Source organism: Frigidibacter oleivorans, assembly GCF_003993775.1.
GTDB lineage: Bacteria > Pseudomonadota > Alphaproteobacteria > Rhodobacterales > Rhodobacteraceae > Frigidibacter > Frigidibacter oleivorans.
Genome location: NZ_RJRZ01000026.1, coordinates 17787 through 41403, shown reverse-complemented (window position 1 = coordinate 41403; position 23617 = coordinate 17787). Strand labels below are relative to the sequence as shown.

General features: G+C 69.1%; 28 protein-coding genes and 2 tRNA genes. 10 read left to right on the top strand and 20 right to left on the bottom strand.

What is annotated here, in order from left to right; genetic code table 11:
• Window positions 1-158: biotin/lipoyl-containing protein (locus tag EEY80_RS20745; protein WP_164738312.1), on the top strand; the 158-nt coding region annotated here is incomplete at its 5' end.
• A 34-nt stretch (window positions 159-192) separates the two neighbouring features.
• On the opposite strand, the gene EEY80_RS19425 is transcribed toward EEY80_RS20745, so the two are convergent.
• The 5 genes from EEY80_RS19425 to hisA form a co-directional block, all read right to left on the bottom strand.
• Entirely contained in the window at window positions 193-1359 is a 1167-nt protein-coding gene (locus EEY80_RS19425) for an MFS transporter (RefSeq protein ID WP_126979511.1), read from the bottom strand.
• A gap of 59 nt (window positions 1360-1418) precedes the next feature.
• Window positions 1419-1730 (bottom strand): phosphoribosyl-ATP diphosphatase, encoded by a 312-nt coding sequence (locus EEY80_RS19420; protein ID WP_126979509.1) that lies wholly within the window; start codon window positions 1728-1730, stop codon window positions 1419-1421.
• Window positions 1727-2488: an imidazole glycerol phosphate synthase subunit HisF gene (hisF, locus tag EEY80_RS19415; RefSeq protein WP_126979507.1), complete on the bottom strand. Its 762-nt coding sequence runs from the start codon at window positions 2486-2488 to the stop codon at window positions 1727-1729. Before hisF ends, EEY80_RS19420 begins: the two co-directional genes overlap by 4 nt.
• A 67-nt stretch (window positions 2489-2555) precedes the next feature.
• A complete protein-coding gene (locus EEY80_RS19410) occupies window positions 2556-2843 on the bottom strand; it encodes a hypothetical protein (protein ID WP_126979505.1) in 288 nt (95 codons plus the stop codon).
• Window positions 2843-3574, bottom strand: a complete 732-nt coding sequence (gene hisA / locus EEY80_RS19405) for a 1-(5-phosphoribosyl)-5-[(5-phosphoribosylamino)methylideneamino]imidazole-4-carboxamide isomerase (RefSeq protein WP_126979503.1) — start codon at window positions 3572-3574, stop codon at window positions 2843-2845. Before hisA ends, EEY80_RS19410 begins: the two co-directional genes overlap by 1 nt.
• Before the next feature lie 173 nt (window positions 3575-3747).
• Between hisA and EEY80_RS19400 the strand changes: the two genes are divergently transcribed.
• Entirely contained in the window at window positions 3748-4128 is a 381-nt protein-coding gene (locus tag EEY80_RS19400; protein WP_126979501.1) for a DUF2147 domain-containing protein, read from the top strand.
• Window positions 4129-4144: 16 nt separating this feature from the next.
• Here EEY80_RS19400 and hisH read toward each other — a convergent pair whose 3' ends face one another.
• The 3 genes from hisH to EEY80_RS19385 all read right to left on the bottom strand — a co-directional run bounded on the left by hisH (window position 4145) and on the right by EEY80_RS19385 (window position 5795).
• Entirely contained in the window at window positions 4145-4783 is a 639-nt protein-coding gene (gene hisH / locus EEY80_RS19395) for an imidazole glycerol phosphate synthase subunit HisH (protein WP_126979499.1), read from the bottom strand.
• On the bottom strand, window positions 4783-5370 hold the full coding sequence (gene hisB, locus EEY80_RS19390) for an imidazoleglycerol-phosphate dehydratase HisB (RefSeq protein WP_126979497.1): 588 nt from the start codon (window positions 5368-5370) through the stop codon (window positions 4783-4785). The genes hisH and hisB overlap by 1 nt, the downstream gene beginning before the upstream one ends.
• Window positions 5371-5462: 92 nt before the next feature.
• The gene (locus EEY80_RS19385) at window positions 5463-5795 is read right to left on the bottom strand and encodes an ArsR/SmtB family transcription factor (RefSeq protein WP_126979495.1); all 333 of its coding nucleotides are present in this window, start codon (window positions 5793-5795) and stop codon (window positions 5463-5465) included.
• Window positions 5796-5903: 108 nt separating this feature from the next.
• On the opposite strand from EEY80_RS19385, the gene EEY80_RS19380 reads away from it, so the two are divergent.
• Complete coding sequence (locus EEY80_RS19380; RefSeq protein WP_126979493.1) at window positions 5904-7109, top strand: MFS transporter; 1206 nt, start codon at window positions 5904-5906, stop codon at window positions 7107-7109.
• Window positions 7110-7161: 52 nt separating this feature from the next.
• On the opposite strand, the gene EEY80_RS19375 is transcribed toward EEY80_RS19380, so the two are convergent.
• The 5 genes from EEY80_RS19375 to EEY80_RS19355 all read right to left on the bottom strand — a co-directional run bounded on the left by EEY80_RS19375 (window position 7162) and on the right by EEY80_RS19355 (window position 9919).
• Window positions 7162-7236 (bottom strand) — tRNA-Gly (locus EEY80_RS19375).
• A 62-nt stretch (window positions 7237-7298) separates the two neighbouring features.
• Window positions 7299-8099: a DUF72 domain-containing protein gene (locus EEY80_RS19370; RefSeq protein WP_126979488.1), complete on the bottom strand. Its 801-nt coding sequence runs from the start codon at window positions 8097-8099 to the stop codon at window positions 7299-7301.
• 164 nt (window positions 8100-8263) lie between these two features.
• A tRNA-Gly gene (locus tag EEY80_RS19365) sits at window positions 8264-8338 on the bottom strand.
• 85 nt (window positions 8339-8423) lie between these two features.
• Window positions 8424-8804: an MAPEG family protein gene (locus EEY80_RS19360; RefSeq protein WP_126979486.1), complete on the bottom strand. Its 381-nt coding sequence runs from the start codon at window positions 8802-8804 to the stop codon at window positions 8424-8426.
• 41 nt (window positions 8805-8845) lie between these two features.
• Window positions 8846-9919: a glycosyltransferase family protein gene (locus tag EEY80_RS19355; protein ID WP_235829920.1), complete on the bottom strand. Its 1074-nt coding sequence runs from the start codon at window positions 9917-9919 to the stop codon at window positions 8846-8848.
• A gap of 378 nt (window positions 9920-10297) precedes the next feature.
• Here EEY80_RS19355 and EEY80_RS19350 point away from each other — a divergent pair, with 378 nt between their 5' ends.
• Window positions 10298-10711: an NUDIX hydrolase gene (locus tag EEY80_RS19350; RefSeq protein ID WP_126979484.1), complete on the top strand. Its 414-nt coding sequence runs from the start codon at window positions 10298-10300 to the stop codon at window positions 10709-10711.
• Window positions 10712-10732: 21 nt separating this feature from the next.
• On the opposite strand, the gene EEY80_RS19345 is transcribed toward EEY80_RS19350, so the two are convergent.
• Window positions 10733-11689 carry a DUF6635 family protein gene (locus EEY80_RS19345; protein ID WP_235829919.1) on the bottom strand — a complete coding sequence of 319 codons (957 nt, stop codon included), beginning with the start codon at window positions 11687-11689 and terminating at the stop codon, window positions 10733-10735.
• A gap of 181 nt (window positions 11690-11870) precedes the next feature.
• Here EEY80_RS19345 and EEY80_RS19340 point away from each other — a divergent pair, with 181 nt between their 5' ends.
• The 6 genes from EEY80_RS19340 (at window position 11871) to EEY80_RS19315 (ending at window position 17461) form a co-directional block, all read left to right on the top strand.
• The gene (locus EEY80_RS19340) at window positions 11871-13070 is read left to right on the top strand and encodes a glycosyltransferase (protein WP_126979482.1); all 1200 of its coding nucleotides are present in this window, start codon (window positions 11871-11873) and stop codon (window positions 13068-13070) included.
• A 469-nt stretch (window positions 13071-13539) separates the two neighbouring features.
• Complete coding sequence (locus tag EEY80_RS19335) at window positions 13540-14973, top strand: mannose-1-phosphate guanylyltransferase/mannose-6-phosphate isomerase (RefSeq protein ID WP_126979513.1); 1434 nt, start codon at window positions 13540-13542, stop codon at window positions 14971-14973.
• Window positions 14974-15054: 81 nt separating this feature from the next.
• Window positions 15055-15405 (top strand): hypothetical protein, encoded by a 351-nt coding sequence (locus EEY80_RS19330; protein WP_126979480.1) that lies wholly within the window; start codon window positions 15055-15057, stop codon window positions 15403-15405.
• A gap of 42 nt (window positions 15406-15447) precedes the next feature.
• Window positions 15448-16119 (top strand): polysaccharide pyruvyl transferase family protein, encoded by a 672-nt coding sequence (locus EEY80_RS19325; protein ID WP_126979478.1) that lies wholly within the window; start codon window positions 15448-15450, stop codon window positions 16117-16119.
• 116 nt (window positions 16120-16235) lie between these two features.
• Window positions 16236-16895 (top strand): polysaccharide biosynthesis protein, encoded by a 660-nt coding sequence (locus tag EEY80_RS19320; protein WP_126979476.1) that lies wholly within the window; start codon window positions 16236-16238, stop codon window positions 16893-16895.
• Entirely contained in the window at window positions 16865-17461 is a 597-nt protein-coding gene (locus tag EEY80_RS19315) for an MATE family efflux transporter (RefSeq protein WP_126979474.1), read from the top strand. The genes EEY80_RS19320 and EEY80_RS19315 overlap by 31 nt, the downstream gene beginning before the upstream one ends.
• A gap of 6 nt (window positions 17462-17467) precedes the next feature.
• Here EEY80_RS19315 and EEY80_RS19310 read toward each other — a convergent pair whose 3' ends face one another.
• The 6 genes from EEY80_RS19310 to EEY80_RS19285 form a co-directional block, all read right to left on the bottom strand.
• The gene (locus EEY80_RS19310) at window positions 17468-18601 is read right to left on the bottom strand and encodes a glycosyltransferase (protein WP_126979472.1); all 1134 of its coding nucleotides are present in this window, start codon (window positions 18599-18601) and stop codon (window positions 17468-17470) included.
• The gene (locus EEY80_RS19305) at window positions 18598-19356 is read right to left on the bottom strand and encodes a glycosyltransferase family 4 protein (RefSeq protein WP_164738331.1); all 759 of its coding nucleotides are present in this window, start codon (window positions 19354-19356) and stop codon (window positions 18598-18600) included. The genes EEY80_RS19310 and EEY80_RS19305 overlap by 4 nt, the downstream gene beginning before the upstream one ends.
• 302 nt (window positions 19357-19658) lie before the next feature.
• Window positions 19659-20216, bottom strand: coding sequence for a putative colanic acid biosynthesis acetyltransferase (locus EEY80_RS19300; protein ID WP_126979468.1), 558 nt, complete (start codon window positions 20214-20216; stop codon window positions 19659-19661).
• On the bottom strand, window positions 20213-21652 hold the full coding sequence (locus tag EEY80_RS19295) for a hypothetical protein (RefSeq protein ID WP_126979466.1): 1440 nt from the start codon (window positions 21650-21652) through the stop codon (window positions 20213-20215). The genes EEY80_RS19300 and EEY80_RS19295 overlap by 4 nt, the downstream gene beginning before the upstream one ends.
• Window positions 21640-22575 (bottom strand): GDP-L-fucose synthase, encoded by a 936-nt coding sequence (gene fcl, locus EEY80_RS19290; RefSeq protein ID WP_126979464.1) that lies wholly within the window; start codon window positions 22573-22575, stop codon window positions 21640-21642. Before fcl ends, EEY80_RS19295 begins: the two co-directional genes overlap by 13 nt.
• On the bottom strand, window positions 22572-23615 hold the full coding sequence (locus EEY80_RS19285) for a sulfotransferase family protein (protein WP_126979462.1): 1044 nt from the start codon (window positions 23613-23615) through the stop codon (window positions 22572-22574). The genes fcl and EEY80_RS19285 overlap by 4 nt, the downstream gene beginning before the upstream one ends.
• Between the last annotated feature and the right edge of the window lie 2 nt (window positions 23616-23617).

Here is a 23617-nt window from a genome sequence, read left to right as displayed (position 1 = left end):
TGGGGCAGAAGGTCAGTGCCGGCGACCTGATGCTGACGCTGGAGGCGATGAAGATGGAAACCGGCATCCACGCCGACCGCAGCGCCACCGTCAAGGCCCTCCACGTCACCCCGGGCACCCAGGTCGACGCAAAGGACCTGCTCGTCGAACTCGAGTGACACGACCGGGGGCGCGCCGTCCGCGCAGGGCCCGTCAGCGCGCGGCGGTCAGGCCGCGCAGGGCGTTCAGCCGCCACAGCACCAGCAGCGCGGCCGCGCTGAGGCCGCCCAGCAGCCCGAATACCGGCCGCGGCCCCGCGGCCGACATCAGGGCCGCCAGCCCGGGCGGGGCGAGCGCGTTGATCAGGTTCATCGGCAGCGCGATGGCCGACATGGCCGCCGCGTAATCCGCCTTCTCGTAGAAGACGAGCGGCATGGTCGCGCGCGCGACCGCGAAGGCGCCGCTGCCGAGACCGTAGAGCGCCAGCCAGGCCACCAGCGGCACCGGACCGATCCCGCCGAAGGCGAGGACGGCGACCCCGGCCGGGATCATCGCCCCCGCGACCAGCGCCGTCGACAGCCCGTCCCATCGCCGCCCGCCGGCGAGGTCGATCAGCCGTCCGCCGACCTTGATCACGCCCAGCAGCGAGGCGATGGCGACGGCCTGCGCAAGGTCGGCGCCCATCGCGCGGAACAGCTCGATCCCGACCGCCTCGACCCCGAAGGTGACGAAGCTGTTCAGGGTGATGGCAAGCACGATCAGCCAGAAGACGGCCCCCGTGCCGCGCCGTCGCGCGGGGGCCTCTGCGGCCCGGCCGCGCGGCGCGGTCGCGGGTAGCGCGACCAAGGAGAGCGGCGCCACGATCAGCAGCAATCCGGCGCCGTAGAGCATCAGCGCGCCCCGCCAGCCCGCGAGGTGATCGAGAAACCCGGTGACGGGCCAGAAGACGCTGCCCGCCAGCCCGGTGACCAGCATCAGGCTGCCGATCATGCCGCGCGCGCGGTCCGGGGTGAATTCCGCGATATAGGCGAAGGCCGAGGTGGTCAGGAACAGGGCCCCCGCCGCGCCGGTCAGCCCCCAAGCGATCAGGAAGACGGTCACCGTCTGCGCCGCCGCCACGGCCAGGATCCCGCACCCGAGGAGCGCCGCCCCCGCCGCCATCACGCGTTGCGCGCCGAAGCGGCGGAAGGCCCGGCCCGCGACAGGCGCCGCCAGACCCATCGACACGAACATCACCGAACTGCCCAGAAACACCGTCGGCAGCGACACCGACAGATCCGCGGCGATCCGTGCGGCCAGCACCGGCAGGATGTTGACGCTGCCCCATCCGAACAGCTGGGTCGCGGCGAGAACGGTCAGGACGAACAGGCGATTGCGCATCCGTCCTCGCTAGGGTCCGGCTGTGACGGGACGATGACGCGCCCCAGACGCGCCGCGCCCTACCCCCGCCCGGCCTTTTCGGCGATGCCCGAGATGCCCTCGCGGCGTTCCAGCTCGGCCTCGACCTCGGCCAGCGTCACGCCGCGCGCGGCCAGCATGACCAGCAGGTGATACAGCACGTCGGCCGCCTCGGCGGTCAGGCGGTCGCGGTCGCCCTTCACCGCCTCGATGATTGCCTCCACCGCCTCCTCGCCGAATTTCTCGGCGCATTTCTCGGGTCCCTTGGCGAACAGCTTCGCCGTCCAGGAACTGTCGGGATCGGCGCCGCGACGGGCTTCGACGGTGGCGGCGAGCCGGTGCAGCGGGGTCATGCGAGCCTCATCGGGATGCCGGCGGCGGCCATGTGTTCCTTGGCCTGCCGGATGGTGAAATCGCCGAAATGGAAGATCGAGGCCGCCAGCACCGCCGAGGCTCCGCCCTGCGTCACCCCCTCGACCAGATGGTCGAGCGTGCCGACCCCGCCCGAGGCGATCACCGGCACCTCCACCGCGTCCGAGATGGCGCGGGTCAGCGGCAGGTTGAAGCCGGCGCGGGTGCCGTCGCGATCCATCGAGGTCAGGAGGATCTCGCCCGCCCCCTTGGCGGCGACAGTGCGGGCGAATGCCACCGCGTCGATGCCCGTGGCCTTGCGCCCGCCATGGGTGAAGATCTCCCACCGGCCCGGCGCCACGGTCTTGGCGTCGATGGCGACGACGATGCACTGGCTGCCGAAGCGGTCGGCGCTGCGGGCGACGACATCGGGATCGGCGACGGCGGCGGAGTTGAACGACACCTTGTCCGCCCCCGCCAGCAGCAGCGCGCGCACATCCTCGGGCGTGCGGACACCGCCGCCCACGGTCAGCGGCATGAAGCACTGTTCCGCGGTGCGGGTGACGAGGTCGAACATCGTGCCGCGGTTTTCATGGGTGGCGTGGATGTCGAGGAAGCACAGCTCGTCCGCCCCCGCCGCGTCATAGGCCTTCGCCGCCTCTACCGGGTCGCCGGCATCGACCAGATCGACGAAGTTGACGCCCTTGACGACGCGGCCATCGGCCACGTCGAGGCAGGGGATGATCCGGGTCTTCAGCATCGCGTCCTCGGGATCGGCGGGTCTTTGACCGCGTTCCTAGCCCCATTCGCCGGGCGGGCCAAGCGGATCAGCGCCGCAGCCTGCGGACCAGCGCCGCCACCCCCTCGATCGCCAGGGCCAGCGCCGCCAGCGCGGCCAGCGGCAGGGTCACCAGCGCGAACCAGCCGGCGACCGCCATCGTATAGAGCGTCTCGCCCCGGTCCTTCCCGAGGATGACGCAGGGATTGACGAAGCCCTCGTGAAGGGTGCAGCCATGGGCCGAGGCCAGCGCCCCCGCGATCACCACCGACAGGACCGGCGCGATCCCGGTCAGCAACACCGCCAGCGCGACGATCAGGCGCCAGCGCCGCGACATCAGGCGCGGACCGGCTTCAGCGCCTTCAGCGCCGCCTTCAGGTCGATGGCGCCGTCATAGAGCGCCCGGCCCGAGATCGCCCCGTTCAGCGCCGCGCCGCAGTCGCGCAGCGCAATCAGGTCGTCGAGCGACGAGACGCCGCCCGAGGCGATCACCGGCACCGTCACCGCCCGCGCCAGCGCCGCCGTCGCCTCGACATTCGGGCCGCCCATCGCGCCGTCGCGGTCGATGTCGGTGTAGATGATCGCGGCCACGCCCGCATCCTCGAAGCTGCGGGCGAGGTCGATCACCTTCACCTCGGTCTCTTCCGCCCAGCCCTTGGTCGCCACCCGGCCGTTGCGCGCGTCGATCCCCACCGCCACCTTGCCGGGGAAGGCCGCGGCCGCCTCGCGCACCAGCGCGGGGTTTTCCACCGCCACGGTGCCGAGGATGACCCGCGACAGCCCCTTCTGCAGCCAGGCCTCGATGGTAGTCATGTCGCGGATGCCGCCGCCCAGCTGACAGGGCACGTCGACGCGGGCGAGGATCGCCTCCACCGCCGCCGCGTTGACCGGCGCGCCGGCGAAGGCGCCGTTCAGGTCCACGAGGTGGATCCACTGGCAGCCGGCGGCGGCAAATGCCTCGGCCTGCGCGGCGGGATCGTCGGAAAAGACCGTGGCCTTGTCCATCTCGCCGCGCAGCAGCCGGACGCACTGGCCGTCCTTCAGGTCGATGGCGGGATACAGGATCATGACGCTTCCTTTCGGCCTGCGGCCCCCTGCGGGGTCCGGGCGGCTCTTGCCACAGGGCGCGGCCAAAGAAAAGCCGGGCCGGGGGCCGCACGCGGACGCCACGTCATGCTTGCCGGAGCCATCGGCGGCGCGATGCTGACGGACAGGGAGTTGTCCGATCGGGGAGGATCGACATGAAGACCACAATGATCGCGGCGGCGCTGATGCTGGCCGCCGCCGCCGCGCAGGCCGATCCGGTCGAGGGCGTCTGGCAGACCGAGGTGGATGACGGCGCCTATGCGCATGTGGCCATCGCGCCCTGCGGCCCGGCGATCTGCGGCACCATCGCCCGCACCTTCAACGCGAGCGGCGAATACAAGTCGGAAAACCTCGGCAAGCCCATCGTCTGGGACATGCGGCCCGGCGATCCGGGGCAATACCGCGACGGCAAGATCTGGCAACCCTCGACCGGCAAGGTCTACAGTTCCAAGATGGCGCTGTCGGGCGACAATCTGAAGGTGTCGGGCTGCGTCGGGCCGTTCTGCAAGGCCCAGACCTGGCGCCGGGTGAACTGAACCCGCGCGCCGCCGATCAGGGCCGCCAGCGCAGGAAGTTGGCGATCAGTCGCAAGCCGGTCGCCTGCGACTTTTCCGGGTGGAACTGCGTGCCGACGATGGTGTCGCGCCCGACGATGGCCGTGATTTCGCCCGCGTAGTCCACATGCGCCAGCCGCTGCGCCGGATCGGCGACGCGGAAATGGTAGGAATGGACGAAATAGGCGTGATCGCCCGTGGCGATCCCGTCCAGCACCGGATGCGGATGGTCCACCACCAGATCGTTCCAGCCCATATGCGGCACCTTCAGCGCCGGATCGGCGGGGGCGATGCGCACCACCTCGCCCCCGATCCAGCCGAAGCCCGCCGTTTCGGCATATTCCCGCCCGCGCGTCGCCAGCATCTGCATGCCGATGCAGATGCCGAGGAAGGGCACGCCGCGGCCCTGCACCGCCGCCTCGATCGCCTCGAACAGCCCGCCATGTGCGCCAAGCGCCGCGCGGCAGGCGGGAAAGGCCCCGTCGCCCGGCAGCACGATCCGGTCCGCCCGGGCCACCAGATCGGGGTCCGAGGTGACGACGACCCGGCCAGACCCGGTCTCTGCCGCCATCCGCTGGAAGGCCTTTTCCGCCGAATGCAGGTTGCCGCTGTCGTAATCGACCAGCGCCGTCAGCATCAGAGCGCCCCCTTCGTCGAGGGCAGCGCGCCGGCCATCCGCGGATCAGGCTCCACCGCCATCCGCAGTGCGCGGGCGACGGCCTTGAACGCGGCCTCGGCGATGTGATGGCTGTTCACCCCGCGGATCAGGTCCACATGCAGGGTGATGCCGCCATGGGTGCTGAGCGCCTGGAAGAATTCGCGCACCAGTTCGGTGTCGAAGCTGCCGATCTGTCCCGCCGTGAACGGCAGGTTCCAGGCGAGCCAGGGCCGCCCCGACAGGTCGAGCGCCGCCGTCACCAGCGTGTCGTCCATCGCCAGCGCGAAATGGCCATAGCGGCGGATGCCCCGCTTGTCGCCAAGCGCCTTGGCCAGCGCCTGCCCGATGGCGATGCCGGTATCCTCGACCGTGTGGTGGTCGTCGATATGGCGGTCGCCTTCGGCGTGCACGTTCAGGTCGATCAGCGAATGGCGCGACAGTTGGTCGAGCATGTGGTCGAAGAAGCCCACGCCCGTCTCGTTCCGGTAGCTTCCGGTCCCGTCGAGTTCCAGCATGACCGAAACCGAGGTCTCGGCAGTCTTGCGCGTGATCGTGGCGCTGCGCATCGGCATCTCTCCTGTCGGCACGCCGCCTTATAGGGCGGCGCGGGGTGGCGGGCAAACGCTGATCGCCCCCGCGCGTCGCAAGAGGGGCCGGGTCAGGACCGGGTCAGGACCGCATCCAGCAGGCCGGGAAAGCGCGCCTCCAGATCGGCGCGGCGCAGCTGCAACAGGCGGCAGCGGCCGAGCGGCTCGCTGCGCAGCACGCCTGCCTCGCGCAGGACCTTGACCATATGCGAGCGCGTGGATTTCGGGATGTCCGGGCGCAGCGCGTCGCAGGCCGCCATCTCCTTCGGGCCGGCCGCGATCTCGCGCACCAGTTCCAGCCGGACCGGGTCGCTCAGCGCGAACAGAACCTGCGTCAGCGCGATGTCGTCCCGCGCCGGATGCGGCAGGTCGAGCGCCTCGATGGGAGGGTCTTCGATATCCATGGTTCGAATATAGTTGAACCATATGCGCGACGGTAGTAGATATCGGTTCGAAAGAATTCGAACCGTGACAGATCCGGCCGCGCCGGATCCGGACCCGAGGACCGCAGCATGCCGACACCCTCCCCCAGCCCCGCCGCCGCCCTGTCGCTGGGCGGGGCGGGTTTCGCCTTCACCCTTGCCGGGGCCTTCTTCATGATGGCGGGGGCCGCGGCGCCGACGCTGTTCTATCCCGTGCTGCAGCAGCAGATCGGCTTTTCGCCCGCGATGATCTCGGCGATCTTCGCGATCTATGCCGCGGCGCTGCTGGCGGCGCTGCTGGTCGTGGGATCGGTTTCCGACCATATCGGGCGACGCCCGGCGCTGAGCCTCGGCTTCGCGGGGCTGGCGCTGGCGGTGCTGCTGTTCTGGCAGGCCGACAGCGTGGGCGGGTTGCTGACGGCGCGGGCGGTGCAGGGGGCGGCGACCGGGCTGCTGATGCCGGCGCTGACGGCCTTCGCGGCAGAACTGGAACCGCGCGACCGGCCCGGCACCGCCGCGGTCTGGACGGCGGTGCCGCCGCTGTGCGGGCTGGCGGCGGGGGCGATGCTGTCCGGCCTCGCCATGAAATACGCCCGCCATCCGGGCGCGGACGTGTTCGGCGGGCTGGCGCTGCTCTATCTGCTGGGGGCGCCGCTGTGCTGGCTCCTGCCCGAGACCTCCCCCCGCCTCGAAGGCCTGCGGCGCGCCCTGCGGCCCCGCGTCGGCCTGCCGGCCCCGGCACGGGCGACCTTCTGGCGCAGCGCGCCGGCGGTCTTTGCCGGCTGGGCCATCGGCGGGCTCTACCTGTCGCTCGGCACCGGGATCGTGTCGCAGGTCTTCGGCATCCGCGATCCGGTGGCCGAAGCCGGGGTCGTGCTCTTGCTGGCGGGAACCGGGGCGCTGTCGACCTTCGTGTCGCGCCGCGTGCATCAGCGGCAGGTCATGCTGACCGGCACCGCGACCCTGGCAATCGGAACGCTGGTGTCGCTGCTGGGGATGCAGACCGGAGGGATCACGCTGTATCTTCTGGGGCTGGGGCTGAGCGGCGTGGGCTTCGGCACCTGTTTTTACGGCACCATCCGCAGCCTCGCCCCGCTCGCCTCGGCCGAGACGCGGGGCGAGATGTTCGCGGCGCTCTACACCCTGTCCTACCTAGCCTTCGGCCTGCCCACGATCATCGCCGGACTGATCGCCCCGCAGGCCGGCCTGCTGGCGACGGCGACGGGATATGGCCTGATCGTGGCACTGGCCGCCGCCGTGGCCTGGGGCTGGCGGCGGTTCGCCACGCAGGACTGACGACGCCCCCGGAACGCGAAAGGCCGGCCCCAAAGGGACCGGCCTTTTCGTTTGGAGCGGGCGATGAGATTCGAACTCACGACCCTAACCTTGGCAAGGTTATGCTCTACCCCTGAGCTACGCCCGCACTCCGTGGCGCGTCTGATAGCCCCGAGCGCGAGGGCGCGCAAGGGGAATTTCGCGGCGGGCTCAGCGGCTGCCGACCCGCTCGATCAGCGCCAGTGCCGCGGCGGGGTTGCGGGCCTTGGCGCCCGAGATGACGAACAGGAAGACGTCGCGGGCCCCGGCCGCGGGATCCTCGGCCGTGACGTGGTTCAGACCCTCGGCACGCCGCCCCGCCGCCCAGTCCCCCGCCCGCGCCGCCCAGCGGTCCAGCGCCTGCGGGCCATAGCCCGCGGGATGCTCCTCGGTCGTGCCCATGATCCGGGCATAGTGGAAGGGGGCGGTCGCGTCGGCAATCTGCGGATGGTCCGAATCCCCCGCCGTCACCACCGCGATCCCCCGGTCACGACACAGATCGACGAACTCCGCGCAAAGGAAGCTCTCGTGCCGCACCTCGACCGCGTGCCGCAGCGGCCGGTCGCCCAGACGGTCGGGCAGCAGGTCGAGAAAGGCCGCGAAATCGTCGCGGTCGAAGCGTTTGGTCGGCGCGAACTGCCAGTTGACCGGCCCCAGCCTGTCCCCCAGCAGGCGCAGGCCGCTGTCCATGAACCGCCCGACGCTGTCGCCCGCCTCGGCCAGCACCTTGCGATTGGTGGCATAGCGCGGCGCCTTGACCGCGAAGACAAAGCCTTCGGGCACCGCATCGTGCCAGTCCCGGAACGTCTGGTCGGAAGGGGTGCGATAGAAGGTGCCGTTGATCTCGATCGCGGTCAGCCGGCCGGCGGCATATTCCAGCTCCCGCGCCTGGACGAGGCCCTTGGGATAGAAGTTGTCCCGCCATTCGGGGAAGACCCAGCCCCCGATGCCGATGCGGATCCTGCCTGCCATGCCGGCCTCCTGCTGTCACTGCCCGCAGGATGGCGGCGGCGGGCGCGCTTGGGAAGATGCGGCGCGGGATGCGGGGCGGGCTTTCGCCGGCGAGGCGGGGATGGTCGAAGCGCGGCCCCTCAACGGCAAGGGCCGCCCGAGGGCGGCCCTGCTGTGCCTCGAACTGGAGCGGGCGATGAGATTCGAACTCACGACCCTAACCTTGGCAAGGTTATGCTCTACCCCTGAGCTACGCCCGCACTCCGTTCGGTGCCGGCGGATTTAGGCGCTTGCCGGCCGTCGCGCAAGGGGGAAAGTGCAGCGCCGGACGATGGCGGCCGGGCCTTACGCCGCCAGCACCCCCACCAGCCCCGCCAGCGAGGACAGGACCAGCGAGGTCAGCGTCAGCACCATGCCGCCGGCACGGGCCGCGAAGGGCCCGCGCCAGGCCAGCGCCCAGGCGTGAAGCAGCCGTCCCGCGACCAGCGCCAGACCGGACAGGTGCACCACCGCTGGCGCCGCCCCCGACAGTTCGGCGACGACCATCAGCAGCAGGCCGAGGGGCGCATATTCGGCGCAGTTGCCATGGGCGCGGATGCGCGCCAGCAGCGCCGGATCGCCGCCATCCCCCAGCGAGATCGCCCGCGACTTGCGGCGGGAGACCACCTGCATCGTCAGCACGAACAGGAGCAGCACCAGCGGCGGTGCATAGAGGGCAGCGATCATCGGCGGCTCCGTCATTGCCGTGGGTGGGGTTCGGGCGCAGCCTAGCGGAACCACAGGCCCTCTGCCTTGATTCGGTTGCGGATCACCGCCTCGCGCCGGGGCAGGTCGCGGCGGTCGAACAGTGCCCGCACCCGGGCGCCCCGTCCTTGATAGATCAGCCGTTTCGCCGGCTCCCACTCCTTCAGCAGCCGCTTCACCGGGTTCGGGGCCGTCACCTCTTCCAGACATGCCACCACCGCGTCGCCCTCGCGCGCATAGAGCAGCGGCAGGGTCCGGTAGTGGCAGGTGCGGTCCCCGTCGAGCCCCGACAGGTCCGGCCCCGGCCGCCCGCCGCCGAAGGAGCGGATCACCAGCGGCAGTGCCACCTGGTCCAGCCAGGGGTCCAGCGTCTGGCTGGCCAGCGCCTCGCCCGGGTCGTCGCGGATCGCGACGGCATAGTCGCGGAACCGCCGGCCGAAGGCGCGCGGATCGGCATGGAAGAACCAGCCGGCGTTGAAATACAGATAGCGCCGCCAGTATTCGTCGGGCTGGCTTTCATCCAGCGTGCCGGCGAAGTCGAGCCCGAAGCGGTCGTAGAGCGATTTCCAGATCGCCCCGTAGCCCGGCCCGTACAGCGGCGGGTCGGGCCATGTGCCCTCGCGCCGCATCGAGGCGGCGGGACGGGTGAAGTCGAAGGGCAGGTCCGTCAGCGGCCCCAGGATCAGCGTGTCGGTGTCGAGGAACAGGAAGGGCTCGCCCTCGGGCAACGCCTCCAGCGCCTCGATCTTGTTGCCATAGGGCCAGGAGTGGCCGAAGTCGCGGTTGTCGAAGGGCCGGATCTCGGCCCCCAGCCGTTCCAGCGCCGCCCGCACCTGCGGCGTGATGCGCGGATCGTCGGACCAGCGGGGGCCGGGCTGCGGCTCGGCCAGGATCAGGCGGGGGGCGGTCGCCGGGTCGGGATGCGCGGCACGGAAGCTGGCGGCGAGGATCAGCGCCTCGTATTCCAGCCGGCCGCGCTGGACCACGGCCAGCACGTTGAAGGGCGCCGGCCCCGGAAGTGTCTCGCGGGTCGTCTCGGGCCCCGTCTCGGGCGACGTCTCGGGCGGGGGGGCGGCAGGCGTCTTTGAGGCAGGCATCGGTTCCTCGCCGGTCCGGCCGCCGGCCCTTCGTCGCGGCCGTCGCGTCGCGACCTGTCAGCCCCGGCGGCGCTGCCGGGTCGCGGGCGGACTATACGTGCCGCGCCGCCGCGTGCAACCGGGCGGGGCGCGCGGACGGATCAGACCAAGGGCACCACCGGCACCACGTCACAGGCGGCGAGGATCAGCAGAAGCGCGAGGCCGGCAAGAGTCTTCATCGGGTCATTCCTTCTGATGCGTCCAAGTTTCGGACCCCGTCGCCGTAGCGTCAAGATCCATGCGGAACAATCGGCCCCGGCCCGCTGCGCTGATGCGTTTATCCATTGCACCCCCGCCAGATGTCTAGTTGTATGCGATCATTCGGAAGAAACAGGTTTCATGCTCCGTCAAGTCGCCGCGCTCCCCGTCCGCATCAAGAAGGGCCGCATCGAGGTTCTGCTCGTCACCACGCGCGAGACGCGGCGCTGGATCGCGCCGCGCGGCTGGCTGATCCCCGGCAAGACCGCGGCGCAATCCGCCCGGATCGAGGCCGAGGAAGAGGCCGGTGCCACCGGCCGCCTGCGGCCCGACCCCATCGGCACCTATCTTGCCGAGAAGCGGTTCGAGGACGGGACGGTCCAGCCCTGCGAGGTCGAGGTGTTCCGGCTGGACGTCACCCGCCTGCGCCGCCGCTGGGACGAGATGCACGAACGCAGCCGCGCCTGGTATACGGTCGAGGCGGCGGTGGCGATTGTCGGCGAGCCGGGGCTGGTGGCGATCCTGGAATCGCTGCCGGCGGAGGCGGAGGGCTGAGCCGCCGCGGGGGGTCCGCCCCTAGCGGAACAGCCGCGCCAGCGCCGAGCCGATGTCCACCACATCGGCCATGCGGGCATAGTAGTGCTCGCGCGCCGCGAAGGGGCGCGGCGGGGCGCCGGTCAGGTCCGCCTCGATGGTGTCGATCAGGCGCTGCAGGCGGCGGCGGTGCACGCCGGCCCAGGCCTGCGGCGGGTCGGCCAGCACGCCCGCGAAGGCGGTCAGCGCCGATGCGGCGAAAATCAGCAGGATCACCATCGCGACCACCGCCCCCACCGGTGTGTCCACCGGAAAGATCCCGTACCACATCCGCCCCAGCCCCGACCCCAGCGGGAAGGCGCTGATCGCCGTGTCGCGGGTCCAGCTGTCGGCCAGCCGCGGCGCCATCGACACCATGCCCGGCGTCGCCGCGCGGAACAGCACCGCCCCCAGCACCAGCGCGATCAGGGCGGTGGTGATCTCGGCCACCGCCGAGCGGGTACCGGAATAGGCGGCGATGGCATCCGCCACGCGGCGGGTGCGGGCATCGGCCTCGTCCGGGCTGCCGGCGCGGCGCAGCAGGTCGCGCAGTTCCGGCGCGCCGGCGATGATCCGGGCGATCGGCCGCCGGTCCCCGGGCACCACCGCGACCCCGATCAGGCCCGCGGCGATCCGCAATTCGATCTCGCGGGCGACGGCGGTCTTCAGCACCAGCTGCCGCCGGTCGAGCCATGCCGCCAGCCCCCGTGCGCCGAGGCGGCGCAGCAGGGGCGCGGCGAGTCGGATCAGCACATGCAACGGCGCCAGCATCACCCCGAACGGGGCGCGCAGCAGATCCCAGCCAAAGGCGCGCCGGTGCAGGCCGATGGTGCCGCGCCAGCCGAAGTTCGCGCGGACGAAGCCATCGATCCGCGCCCGCGCGGCATCGAAGACCTGCGCGGCCTCGGGCGGCGCCGCCGCGGTCTGTACGGGCTGGTCCATCGGTTTCGGGTCCCTCATCCTGGCGCGATCCCTGCGCGGGGGGCGGCGCGGGTCCGCCCTGCCGGAAGATATGGCGTGCGATGCGGCGCGCGCCAAGCGGGGCGCGGGCGGCGGAACCGGTCGCGGCCCCCGCTGACGGACCCGCGCAGGCTGCAGGAATCCGCTAGGCGCAGCCTCGGGGTTGCGGATAGTCTGGATCATGTCCCCACCGGTCGGGGGCGGGTATCAGTCCTTGCGCGTTCTGCATGTCATCACCGGTCTGCACCTCGGCGGCGCCGAGATCATGCTGTGGCGCTATCTGCGCGCCCTGGGTCCCCGCGTCGCCGGTCATTCGGTCCTGAGCCTGCTGGAAGGTGGCGCGGTGCGCGGCCGGATCGAGGATCTGGGCGTCCCGGTGGCGAGCCTCGGCATCCGCTATCCGGCGCTGGCCCCCTTCGCCCTGCCCGCCTTGCGCCGCCGGGTGCGCGAGGCCGCGGCGGACGTGCTGCACGGCTGGATGTATCACGGCAACCTCGCCTGCACGCTGGCCCGCGCGGGCATGGCCGGGCCACGGCCCGCGGTAATCTGGAGCGTCCACCATTCGCTGGGCAGCCTGCCGCGCGAGAAGATGGCCACGCGCGCGGTGCTGCGCCTGTCCTGCCGGCTGTCGGCCTCGGTCGGGGCGATTCTCTTCACCTCGGCGGTGGCGCGCGACCAGCATGCCCGGCTCGGCTATGACGTGACGCGGGGGGCGGTCATCCCCAATGCCGTCGATGCCGCGGAATTCTGCCCCGACCCCGCCGCCCGCGCCCGGGTCCGCGCGGCCTATGGCATTCCGGCGGACCGGTTCCTGATCGGCAATGTGGCGCGCGCCCATCCGATGAAGGACCATGCCACGCTGATCCGGGCGCTGGCGATGCTGCGGGATCGTGGCCAGCCGGTGCACGCGCTGATCGCGGGCGACGGCCATCGCGGCGGCACCACCGAACGGATGGTGGCGGACCTGGCGCTGGCCGACCGGGTGACGCTGGCGGGGCCGGTGCTGCAGGTGGCGCCGCTGGTGGCGGGGTTCGATGCCTTCGTGCTGTCCTCGGCCTGGGGCGAGACCTTCTCGATCGCGACCGCCGAGGCGATGGCCTGCGGCCTGCCCTGCATCGCGACCGAGGTGGGCGGCGTGGCCGATCTGCTGGGCGAGACAGGCCTCGCCATCCCGCCCGCCGATCCGCAGGCCATCGTCGCGGGGGTCGAGGCGCTGATCGGCCTGGGCGCGGCGGGACGCGCCCGGCTGGGCCAGGCCGCGAGGCAGCGGATCGCCGATCACTACGCCCTGCCCGCCTATGTCGCGGCCCATGCCGCCGTCTATGACCGGCTGCGGCCGCAGCCCGTGCCCGCCGCGACCGGCCTGCGGGTGTCGGGGTGATTCTCGCGCCGGCACGGTCGATGGACGGCGAGGCCCGGTCTGCGCCGCGCCGGCTTGCGTGCGCCGAAGAACAGGGCGCAGGGGGCAGCGCGGCCGGGGCTGCGGCACCGGTGCGGCGACGGCCTGACGGGTGCGGAAACGAAACTGCCCGCGATGCCGCACCGTCGCCGGAACCGGCCGCCGCCACCCGGCCCGGACGGGACCCCGATGCCTGCACCACCCGCGGCGGCCGGTCCCGGCCACAGGTCGGCGAAGTTCAGCCGGCAGAGGCAAATGCGCTTTCGCTTGCCAAGCAGCCCGTTCATGCTGCAACTGCGAACACGTTCGCTGACGAGTGTGCCGGTTTGCCCCTTCCGGTCCGGATCGCCCCATCCGGCCAAGCCCACGGAGACTTCGCATGGCCTTTGCCCGAACCCCGCAGCCCGTCGCTGACGAGCCCGCGCCGGCTGCGCCGCAGGGTCGGCTGGCGATGATCACGCCGGTGCTGCTGTGCGGGGGATCCGGCACGCGGCTGTGGCCGCTGTCGCGCAAGAGCTATCCCAAGCAGTTCGCCCGGCTGACGGGGCAGACCTCGCTCTTCGCCGCCTCGGCCGAACGGCTGTCCGGCCCCGCCTTTGCCGCCCCCGTCGTCGTCACCGGATCCGACTTCCGCTTTATCGTGACCGAACAGCTGGCCGAGGCCGGCATCGATCCCGGCGCCATCCTGATCGAACCCGAGGGCCGCAACACCGCCCCCGCCGTGCTGGCCGCCGCGCTGCACCTGCTGGCCGAGGATCCGCGGGCGGTGATGCTGGTCGCGCCCTCGGACCACGTGATCCCGGACAAGGCCGCCTTCGGCGCGGCGGTGACGGCGGGGATGGCGGCCGTGGCGCGGGGCGAGCTGGTGACCTTCGGCATCGCGCCCGACCGGCCCGAGACCGGCTATGGCTATCTGGAACTGACCGCCGCCCCCGATGGCAGCGGCCAGCCGGTGCCGCTGGCCCGCTTCGTCGAGAAGCCGGACCTTCCCACCGCGCAGGCGATGCTGGCGGCGGGCACCTATCTGTGGAACGCCGGCATCTTCCTCGCCGCGGCGCAGGACATCGTCGCGGCCTTCGAGGCCCATGCCCCCGCCCTGCTGGCCCCGGTCCGCGCCGCGGTCGAGGCGGCGCGGACCGACCTGGGCTTCCTGCGGCTCGACCCCGCCGCATGGGCCGGGGCCGAGGAGATCTCGATCGACTACGCGGTGATGGAGAAGGCGCCGAACCTGTCCGTCGTGCCCTATGCCGGCGCATGGTCCGACCTCGGGGGCTGGGACGCCGTCTGGCGCGAGACCGAGGCCGATGCCTCGGGCGTCGTCACCGGCGGCAATGCCACCCCCATCGACTGCGAGGACAGCCTGCTGCGATCCGAGGCCGAGACGGTGGAACTGGTCGGCATCGGGCTGAAGAACGTCATCGCCGTCGCCACCGGCGACGCGGTGCTGGTGGCCGACATGTCCCGCGCCCAAGACGTGAAGAAGGCGGTCACGGCGCTGAAGGCCCGCGGCGCGAAACAGGCCGAGGCCTTCCCCCGCGACCACCGCCCCTGGGGCTGGTTCGAGACGCTGGCGCTCGGCGGCCGGTTCCAGGTCAAGCGCATCGTCGTCCATCCCGGCGCGGCGCTGTCGCTGCAATCGCATTTCCACCGCTCGGAACACTGGATCGTCGTCTCGGGCACCGCGAAGGTCACCGTGGACGACGAGGTGAAGCTGCTGACGGAAAACCAGTCCGTCTACATCCCCCTCGGCGCCGTCCACCGGATGGAGAACCCCGGCAAGGTGCCCATGGTCCTGATCGAGGTCCAGACCGGCGCCTACCTGGGCGAGGACGACATCGTGCGCTATGAGGACGTCTATGCGCGCGGACAGGGGGCGAAGGGGTGAGGCTTGAGCAAGGCCACGTTCTGTCCGCGAGAACCCGGACCGACCGCTGCACCCGATCTCGCTCCCCGGAATGACATGAGAATGAAAGCCTTTCTGTCTCTCAAGACCCAGTACGCGAACCTGGGCGACGAAGCGATCAACAGTCTCCTGATTTCCGAGATCTGTCGCAGGTGCAGGACCGTTGCCTGGGCCGGCGGCGCGCCGGACTGGTACGTCGCCAACATCAGGGAAAACCTCGGGCCGCTGTCGGAGCGTCTGGAGGTCGTCTCCTCCAGCCGCGACTTCTTCAAGGCCCTGACGCTGAACAGCCTTTCGGGACAGGAGAGCGTCCAGTTCCTGTCCTGCGGTGCCGTCTCCTCGACGAAGAGCCACTACGCAAAGGTTCTGCCGCTGGCTGCAACCTTGCAGTTGCCGCGCATGACGCTGGCGTAGGTCGGCGCCTCTTACGCCTCCATCTCGGGATCGCGGTCATGGTTGCTGAAGGGCCTGCGGCGTCGCGGCCTTTCGGTCCGGGACGCACGATCCCAGCAGGTTCTGCGCGACGCCGGTATCGAGGTTCCGGTCGTCCCCGACCTCGCCTTCCTGCAGCCGTTCCAGAGCACCACGTCGGAGGGCACCGGCCAGCCGCTGGCGCTGATCTCGTTTCGCGACCAGCGTTCGTCCCTCTATCCCGAGGCGCTTCCGACCACGAAACTGCTGGCCGAACTGTCGCGGTCCCGGGGCCTGCGGCCGGTGATCACCTGGCAAGTCGGGCATGATGCCGATTTCAGCAGGAAACTCGCCGCCGATGCGGGCGTGGATCTCGTCGAACTGGGATTGACCCAATCGCGCCTCGGACCCGCACAGGCCCTCTATGACAACGCGCATGTTATCTTCAGCAACCGGCTGCATTCGCTGCTGATCGCGGGCGCGCGGGGGGCGTTGCCGGTTCCGGTTCTGGATGCTCGCGAGACGAAGGTGCGAAGCGTCTTCGAGGAGGCGGGGCTGGGAGCGACCGTCTGTGCGTTCGGTCCTGACATCGCCGAGAGGGCGGGCGCCTTGCTTGATGAACGAGCCTCGCACATGAACGCGGTCGAGACGGCGTTTCACTCGAACGCGACGCGCCTGCAGCAGTTCTTCGATCAACATCTGGGCCCTGCGCGATAGCAGGGTCTCCCGGCGAGACCCCTTCCATGTCAAGCGAACCACCCAAGAGCCGCTCCACCCTGTCAAGGCGGCTCCGGCGCGCCATACCTCTGATCACCACCCTCGGACTGTCCAAGGTGCTGGCGCTGCTGTCCGCGACGATCATCGCGCGCTACTTCGACCGCGAGACCTCGGGCGTCGTCTTCTTCCTGACCGGATTGATCACCCTCAGCGTCTCGGTCTCGACCCTCGGGCTGTCGACCGCGTCGAGCTACTACTACTCGCGCAACCTTCGGCGCGGACGCCATGTACGGAACTGGCAGATCTTCAACCTCTCCATGCTGGTCGCCATTTTTCCGTCGATCATCGTGGCGCTCATGGCCCTGCTCATGGAAGAGGCGCGGCAGAGCTTCGGTGGAATCGCCGTGCTGGTTCTGGCCGTCAGTTGCTTCATGGGGGCGATGCGGCAGATGGCGAAGATGATCTTCACCATCGAGGACCGCAGAGACATCAGCATCCTCCACGAGAACATTACCTACAACGCCCTGCTGATCGTGATGATCGTCGGCCTGTCGCTGATCCATAGCGGGTCTGCGCTCCAGGGCTCCGCAGGACTTGCGGCGGTTCTGGTCGCCTCCGTGGGATCGGGCGTCTTCGCCGTCTGGCACACGTTGCGAAAGCTGCGCATGAGACGGCAGGTACCTCTGCGCCCAGCCTGCCGTCCCGCAAGTACCTCGCCGTCCTGTCCGCGATCGCCTTGCCGTCCATGGTGGCCCAGGGCAGCGCCATCGCCCTGAACAAGATCGACGTCATCATGATCGGCCCCCTTGCTGGCGCCGTCGAGGTCGGCACCTACAGCGTCGCCATGCGGATGACCTTCCTCGCCATGGTGCTGACAGAGATCGTCGCGCTGTTCATGGCGCCGAAGATCATCAGGATCGGGGCGAGCGGCGACCGCGCGGCCCAATGGCGGATCCTGAAGACGGCCGTCGCGCTGCAGGCGGGCGCGTTGGCGGTCACCGTCATCCCGTTGCTGCTGTTCCGCACCCAGATCATCACCTTGATCTTCGGCGCGGAATACGCGGACGTGGCGTGGACCTTCGTGATCCTGCAGGTGGGAAAGACGCTGACGGCCGTCTTCGCGCCGGTGATCGTCCTGTTCACCGCCCTGGGCTTCAACCGCGACATGGCGAAGGTTGCCGCCTTCGCATCGGTCCTGAATATCGCGATGAACTTCTTCCTCGTCCCCCGCTACGGGGCAGACGGCGCTGCATTCGCGACCACCGTCTCGCTGATGCTGATGTTCGGCAACTACCTGCGCCTGTCGCAGCGGATCAGGAATGCGGCCGGACCGGCCGCGTGAACGGCCTCAGCCCGCCTCTGCCCCCACCAGCCGCGCCACCGCCTCGGCGAAGCGCTCCACGTCGCCCTTCGGCGCGGTCGCGGCGGCGTTGGTGGCAAAGCGGGTCCAGGTCGCCGCGTCCTCCGACAGCCGCGCCATGAACCAGGCCATGCCCTCGGGATTGTCCGGTTCGACGACGAAGCCGTTCCAGCCGCTGCGGATCAGCCGGTCGCGGGCGCCGCAATTGTCGGACAGGATCACCGGCAGGCCCATCGCCTGCGCCTCGATCACCACATTGCCGAACTGCTCCTCGATCGAGGGCAGCAGCAGCGCGAGGCTGGATCCGAGCACCTGCGCGATCTCGGCGGTCTGCAGGAAGCCGCGGAAGATCACCCGGTCGGCGATGCCCAGTTCGGCCGCCAGCGCGCGCAGCTCGCCTTCCAGCTCGCCCGACCCGCAAAGGTGCAGCTCGCGCGGGTCCTGCGTCATGCCGAGATAGGCGGCATAGGCCCGCAGCGCCATGTGCAGGTTCTTCTTCGGCACGAAGCGCGCGACGATGGTGAAGTGCCGCCTGGCCAAGGGCAGCCCGCCCGGCGCGGGGGGCACGCCCGCCGCCTGCCGGATCCGGTCGATGGAGAGGGTGTTGTATTCCACCTGCACCTTGTCCTTCGGCAACCCGAGGAAGCGCATGTAGTCCCGCGCCCGGTAGCCCGAGGAGATGCCGCCCTGATAGGGCAGGAAGAACAGGCTTTTCAGCGCCTCGCGCCGCAGCGACCGGTCGTAGTCGTCGAATTTCGAGCAGCCCATGACGTAAAGCCGCCGCCCCCGCAGCCGCAGGATGGTCGCCGCCGTCAGCACCTCGGGCCGCTCGTAGTTGCACATCACCACATGGCCGGCACCGGCGGCCGAGATCGCGGAGAGGAGCTTGCGGGTCTTGCGGACCGTGCCCAGCCCCCGCTCCTCGCCCGACATGACGGTGACCTTGCGAAAGCCCTTCCCGGCTTCGGGCACCCAGGCATAGGTGTCGGAGGTGCCGAACTGTTCGATCCCCACCACCGACCAGCCGGGGCCGAGCAGCCGCTGCACCGCCTCGCCGCGGTCGACATGCATCGGGCCGTAGTTGTCCCAGACGAGGGCGATGGTGCGGGACCGGTCGGTCACGGGGCAGTCTCCTGAAACAGGGCGCGGATGGTGCGGATGCCGTCCTCGGTCGCATCGCGATGGCGGGCCTGGGCCCGGGCGTGCAGCGCCGCCCGACCCTCGGCATCGAGCGTCAGCAGCCGCCGCATCTCGGCCACGGCGGCCGCGGCGAAATCGGCCTCGCGCGGGACCGTCAGCAGGCAGTCGCCCACCTGATCGACAATGGCGCCCCGGTCGAAGGCGATCACCGGCACCCCGGCGGCGAAGGCTTCGTAGATCACCGTCGGCTGCGCCTCGTGGCGATAGCGGGTGGGGAACAGGAACAGGTCGAGGCTTTCGAAGAAGGCGTCCTTCTGCGGCCCGTAGAGCGGCCCGACCGCCCGCAGCACGCCATCGGCCACCGCGGCGTCGATGGCGGCGCGGTCGGCGGGGTCGGGCGCGGGCCCGGCCAGCACCATCTCGACCGGCAGGCCCTCGGCCCGGGCCAGCCGCGCGGTGGCGATGAAATCCGTCAGCCCCTTCTCGGGCGCCAGATTGCTGATCAGCCCCACGGTCAGCCGCCCCGGCACCCCCTGCCGCAGCCGGCGTTCCGGCACGAACATCGCATTGGCGACCACCGCCGCGGGGCCGCGCTGCGGGTAGCGGGCGAAGAAGGTCGCCTGCATCGAGGGCGCGAGGAACACATGGGTCAGCCGCCGCCCGCCCACCGCACAGACCGCCGCCATCAGGCGGGATTGCGCAAGAAGGTAGTCGTAGGAGTGGTGGTGCAGCGTCATTCGCGCACCCGTGATACGGCCAGCCGCGACCAGCGTAAGCGTGTAGACTTTCCCCAAGCCGCCGTTGCATCCGATGGACAGGTCGCGGTTACCTCGCAACCTGTGCCCTCCGATCCGGCAGACGGCAGTCAGGCAGCGAAGGGCCTGATCGAGATGGCGCAGAACGCCGGACCGAGCCTGCGACGCAAGGTTGACGCGGCGCACGTCCCTCAGATTTGCCAAATGGTTGGCCAGCGCGGCAGTCATAGCCGAAAAGCCATGAACCGGCGGCGGGAACGGCCCCAGGACCAGAACCCCGCCTTTCACCGAGTGACCCGCGGGCGCATGGGCCGAGCGGGATGACCCGCGTAGACCATCCCGGGCACCATGTCCCGGAGCACGAGCGACCGCGCGCCCGCGACCGATCCCCGGCCAACCGTCACCCCAGGGGCGACAAATGTACCCGCGGCGAGCCAGCTTTCATCCTCGATCCGGATCGGGGCGCAGTCATAGCCGAAAGCGATGTCGGACATATCGTGAGAGCCGGTGCAGATGTAGCAATCCTGGGAGATGCAAACGTTTGCGCCGATGTCGATCCGGTCGAGGCTGTAAAGCTCCGCCCGGTCCCCGATCCAACTGTGATCCCCGATCGACACTTTCCAAGGGTAGGTAACCCGAGCCGATTGACGCAGCTTGACGCCCCTGCCGATCTTCGCCCCAAAACACCGCAGCCAAAAAACGCGCCAACCGTAGAACGGCTGGGGGGAGGGCCGGATCAGAAGGGCCTGCACCAGCCACCATAGTTGCGTGTAGGGCGCCGAACGACCGCGGAATCCGGAGGGGACACTGAATGTGGAGAGCGATTGGGTAGTCTTCGTCATCGAAGCCTCAATCTTACCTTGCTCAGGTAGCACCATCCGACAACCAATCCTATGGCCGAGGCAAATCCTGCAAAGCTGCCGAGCAGCGACCCGCGAAACAGAATTGGCATAAACGCTCCAAGCAAGATCGCGGCAGTTGCAACATACGGGCCACCCCGATTGTCGGCTGCCTCATCGAAGGTAGAATCCATCCGCCGAACAAGCATGCCGAACGCCACCATACCAAGTATCACTGCCGCAAAACCTCCGTTTGCATACAGCTCTCCTGGAAAAGGCATGCTAATGGTCAGGAACTCGTACCCGACAGTGTCGGCCGCCTCTGAGCCGACACTGAACGTCTTTCCAGACCAAATGGACCTCGGCACGAAGAACAACAGTACCGACATCATATGAGCCCCCCAGCTGATCCCCTCTTGAGAAACCATGTAGACAACATTGAGGATTGACTGAAACCCATCCAGATCGCCACTTGCCATGTAGTCCGCAGGATTTACGACTTTGAAGGTAAGGTCGACTTCGCTGCCTCGCCGATTGTAGCTCCCCAAAGTGGGAAAAACTAAGAAAAGCATCAAAGGGGTAGCCACGTATATAAAACGCCGCGCCGAGACGAAGACGCGGTAAAACACAGTGAACAACAGCACGAACGCCGTAGCAACAAGCCAGTATCGAGGGATTGAGGTGGGGAAGTTTGCAATGGAATTTGCAAGGAGGGCAACGAAAAAAGCGGTCGTGACTAAAAAGCCGCGCACGCCAATCCGAAACCTCGCATATCCGGCGATCGCAAGGCTGCCCAGCCCGAGTGCTTGGCTAAGGGTTCGGGTCAGCCCGCGAGAAGATCGATCCAGCCCTGCATCGGCGATTGCCTGGCTGATTTCGTACCGTGTACCGAAGAACATCGCCGGTCCAAACTTCCCCAGAAGAAACACTACATACGCCAGTGCCAGACATGAAATCGCAAAAATCACCCACCTCGATCCCGCATGCCGGCGTTGAGGCCACACCGAACCGCCGGATTCGACCGAAATCGAGGGTCGACCGAACGATAGTTTTAAACTTGTAAAGTATCCTACAGCGAAAAATATCACCGAGATGAACACTATGAAAGATGCAATCGTGGCAGTAGCAACATCTGTTGCCACACTTGGCCAATAATAATCATCTGCCCGCAACTGGTACAGCCCAGGCATAATGAACCCATAGCAATAGAAAACCAGAAGAACAAAGCTCACAGCACGTGGTTTATCGGACGCAACGACATACGCGAACATCGCGCCGCTGATTTGTAGAGCAGCGAACATCATCAGCGACGCGAACAGCCCCGAGTCTCCGACCGTCATCAGCCACAGGCCGATGAGGGCGTTGACTGTCAGAATGGCCAGTTGCAGGACGTTCGACCGGGAGTGGGGACGGGAATATGCGGCGCTCAGGCTACGCAATTACACCACTCCCGGTACGTCCCCGCGATCCCCTCCTCCAGCGTCCGCACGTTGTTCCACCCCATGGCCTGCAGCCGCCCCGAATCCATCAGCTTGCGCGGCGTGCCGTCCGGCTTCGTGCTGTCGAAGACCAGATCGGCCCGATAGCCCACCACCTTCGCAATCGTTTCGGCCAGTTCGCGGATCGAGACCTCGACCCCCGAGCCGACATTGACGTGATCATAGCCGGAATAGCCCTTCAGCAGGAAGACCAGCGCATCGGCGAGATCGTCGCAATGCAGGAATTCGCGCAGGGGCGTGCCCGAGCCCCAGACCACCACCTCGCCCGCCCCGGCCAGCTTCGCCTCGTGGAACTTGCGCAGCAGCGCCGGCAGGACATGGCTGGAATTCAGGTCGTAGTTGTCGCCCGGACCGTAGAGGTTGGTGGGCATGGCCGAAATCCAGTCGCGCCCGTATTGCTTGCGATAGGCCTGGACCAGCTTGATCCCCGCGATCTTGGCGATGGCATACCATTCGTTGGTCGGCTCCAGCGGCCCGGTCAGCAGGCTGTCCTCGGGGATCGGCTGGGGCGCGAACTTCGGATAGATGCAGGACGAGCCGAGGAACAGCAGCCGTTCCACATCCGCCTCATGCGCGGCGTGGATGATGTTCGCCTCGATCATCAGGTTGTCGTAAAGGAAATCCACGGGCCGGGTGTTGTTGGCCTGGATGCCGCCGACCTTCGCCGCTGCGAGCACGATGGCATCCGGCCGGGTCTGCGCCATCCAGTCATGCACCGCGCGCTGGTCGACCAGATCGACCGTCTCGCGCCCGGCGGTGATGACCTCGCAGTCCTCCCGCGCCAGCCGGCGCACCACCGCGCCCCCCACCATGCCGCGATGGCCCGCAACCCAGATGCGCTTGCCGGTCAGGTCATAGGTCACGAGGCGGTCTCCTTCGAGGGAACGGCGCGCGGGCGCAGCCAGTGCGACAGGTCGCGGCCCAGCATCGCCTGCAGGGCCAGCACGTCGTCGCGGTAATAGTCGATCAGCCGCGCTTCGAGCGCGGCGGACAGCCGGGGCTTGTCGTTCGGGACGATGCGGTCCAGCACATAGCGGTCGATGCCGCTGATCGCGGCCACCACCGCCCATTCGGCCGGGTTCATCCGCCGGACGGCCAGCCGCGTGCGGTCGGCGTTGTAGTCGTGCAGGAAACGGTTGCGCAGCCCGAGAAAGCGCAGCCGCCCCACCGAATAGATCACCTTCTGCGGCCGCCCGCCCAGGCTGGCCGGCTGATGCGCCGGATCGACGCCGAGGAAGTCATAGCAGGACCGCACCGCCGCCAGCGCATCGGCGACGATGTCGTCATGCAGCAGGCAGAGAAGGCGCCCCTTGTCGAGGAAGTGCCGATACCCCTCCAGATGCCGGGCATAGAGACCGAAGCTCAGCAGCTCGGTGCTGCGCGGCCAGGCCCGCGACACCGGCCCGCCGTCCAGCACGTCGGCGAGACCCTGTTCCAGCGGCAGCGGCGGCAGGGTTCCGTATTTGATCTGGTGGAAATAGGCCGCGACGATCCGCTCCACCGGGTTGCGCAGCACCGCGATCAGCCGGATGTCCGGCAGGTCGCGCGTGATCCGGGCCGGGACTTCGGTGCGGCCGATGTAGTTCGGCCGCTTGATCCCCCGCAGCCGCTCGGTCCGGTTCGCGAACAGCCGGCGGAAATAGTCCGCATCGGCGTCGCCGTAGTCGGGATCCTCGAAATAGGGCGTCTCGCCATGCGGCAGATAGATGTCCGGATGATCGGTCAGGCAGTTCTGAATGAAGGTCGAGGCGGATTTCTGCGCCCCGATCACGATGAAATCGGGCGCCGTGTCTTTAGCCTGCGCGATTACCTCATCGGCTTCTTCACGCTGCGCAGCATGCGACTGGGCCGCGCCGAATGCATGGGCGCTGTCCAAGTTCACATCGTCCGCCGTGACGCCCATCC

Coding starts and splice junctions, on each gene's coding strand:
- EEY80_RS19425 (WP_126979511.1), bottom strand. CDS start 1,359: ATGCGCAATCGCCTGTTCGTCCTGACCGTTCTCGCCGCGACCCAGCTG.
- EEY80_RS19420 (WP_126979509.1), bottom strand. CDS start 1,730: ATGACCCCGCTGCACCGGCTCGCCGCCACCGTCGAAGCCCGTCGCGGC.
- hisF (WP_126979507.1), bottom strand. CDS start 2,488: ATGCTGAAGACCCGGATCATCCCCTGCCTCGACGTGGCCGATGGCCGC.
- EEY80_RS19410 (WP_126979505.1), bottom strand. CDS start 2,843: ATGTCGCGGCGCTGGCGCCTGATCGTCGCGCTGGCGGTGTTGCTGACC.
- hisA (WP_126979503.1), bottom strand. CDS start 3,574: ATGATCCTGTATCCCGCCATCGACCTGAAGGACGGCCAGTGCGTCCGG.
- EEY80_RS19400 (WP_126979501.1), top strand. CDS start 3,748: ATGAAGACCACAATGATCGCGGCGGCGCTGATGCTGGCCGCCGCCGCC.
- hisH (WP_126979499.1), bottom strand. CDS start 4,783: ATGCTGACGGCGCTGGTCGATTACGACAGCGGCAACCTGCATTCGGCG.
- hisB (WP_126979497.1), bottom strand. CDS start 5,370: ATGCGCAGCGCCACGATCACGCGCAAGACTGCCGAGACCTCGGTTTCG.
- EEY80_RS19385 (WP_126979495.1), bottom strand. CDS start 5,795: ATGGATATCGAAGACCCTCCCATCGAGGCGCTCGACCTGCCGCATCCG.
- EEY80_RS19380 (WP_126979493.1), top strand. CDS start 5,904: ATGCCGACACCCTCCCCCAGCCCCGCCGCCGCCCTGTCGCTGGGCGGG.
- EEY80_RS19370 (WP_126979488.1), bottom strand. CDS start 8,099: ATGGCAGGCAGGATCCGCATCGGCATCGGGGGCTGGGTCTTCCCCGAA.
- EEY80_RS19360 (WP_126979486.1), bottom strand. CDS start 8,804: ATGATCGCTGCCCTCTATGCACCGCCGCTGGTGCTGCTCCTGTTCGTG.
- EEY80_RS19355 (WP_235829920.1), bottom strand. CDS start 9,919: ATGCCTGCCTCAAAGACGCCTGCCGCCCCCCCGCCCGAGACGTCGCCC.
- EEY80_RS19350 (WP_126979484.1), top strand. CDS start 10,298: ATGCTCCGTCAAGTCGCCGCGCTCCCCGTCCGCATCAAGAAGGGCCGC.
- EEY80_RS19345 (WP_235829919.1), bottom strand. CDS start 11,689: ATGAGGGACCCGAAACCGATGGACCAGCCCGTACAGACCGCGGCGGCG.
- EEY80_RS19340 (WP_126979482.1), top strand. CDS start 11,871: ATGTCCCCACCGGTCGGGGGCGGGTATCAGTCCTTGCGCGTTCTGCAT.
- EEY80_RS19335 (WP_126979513.1), top strand. CDS start 13,540: ATGATCACGCCGGTGCTGCTGTGCGGGGGATCCGGCACGCGGCTGTGG.
- EEY80_RS19330 (WP_126979480.1), top strand. CDS start 15,055: ATGAAAGCCTTTCTGTCTCTCAAGACCCAGTACGCGAACCTGGGCGAC.
- EEY80_RS19315 (WP_126979474.1), top strand. CDS start 16,865: ATGGTGGCCCAGGGCAGCGCCATCGCCCTGAACAAGATCGACGTCATC.
- EEY80_RS19305 (WP_164738331.1), bottom strand. CDS start 19,356: ATGACGCTGCACCACCACTCCTACGACTACCTTCTTGCGCAATCCCGC.
- EEY80_RS19300 (WP_126979468.1), bottom strand. CDS start 20,216: ATGACGAAGACTACCCAATCGCTCTCCACATTCAGTGTCCCCTCCGGA.
- EEY80_RS19285 (WP_126979462.1), bottom strand. CDS start 23,615: ATGGGCGTCACGGCGGACGATGTGAACTTGGACAGCGCCCATGCATTC.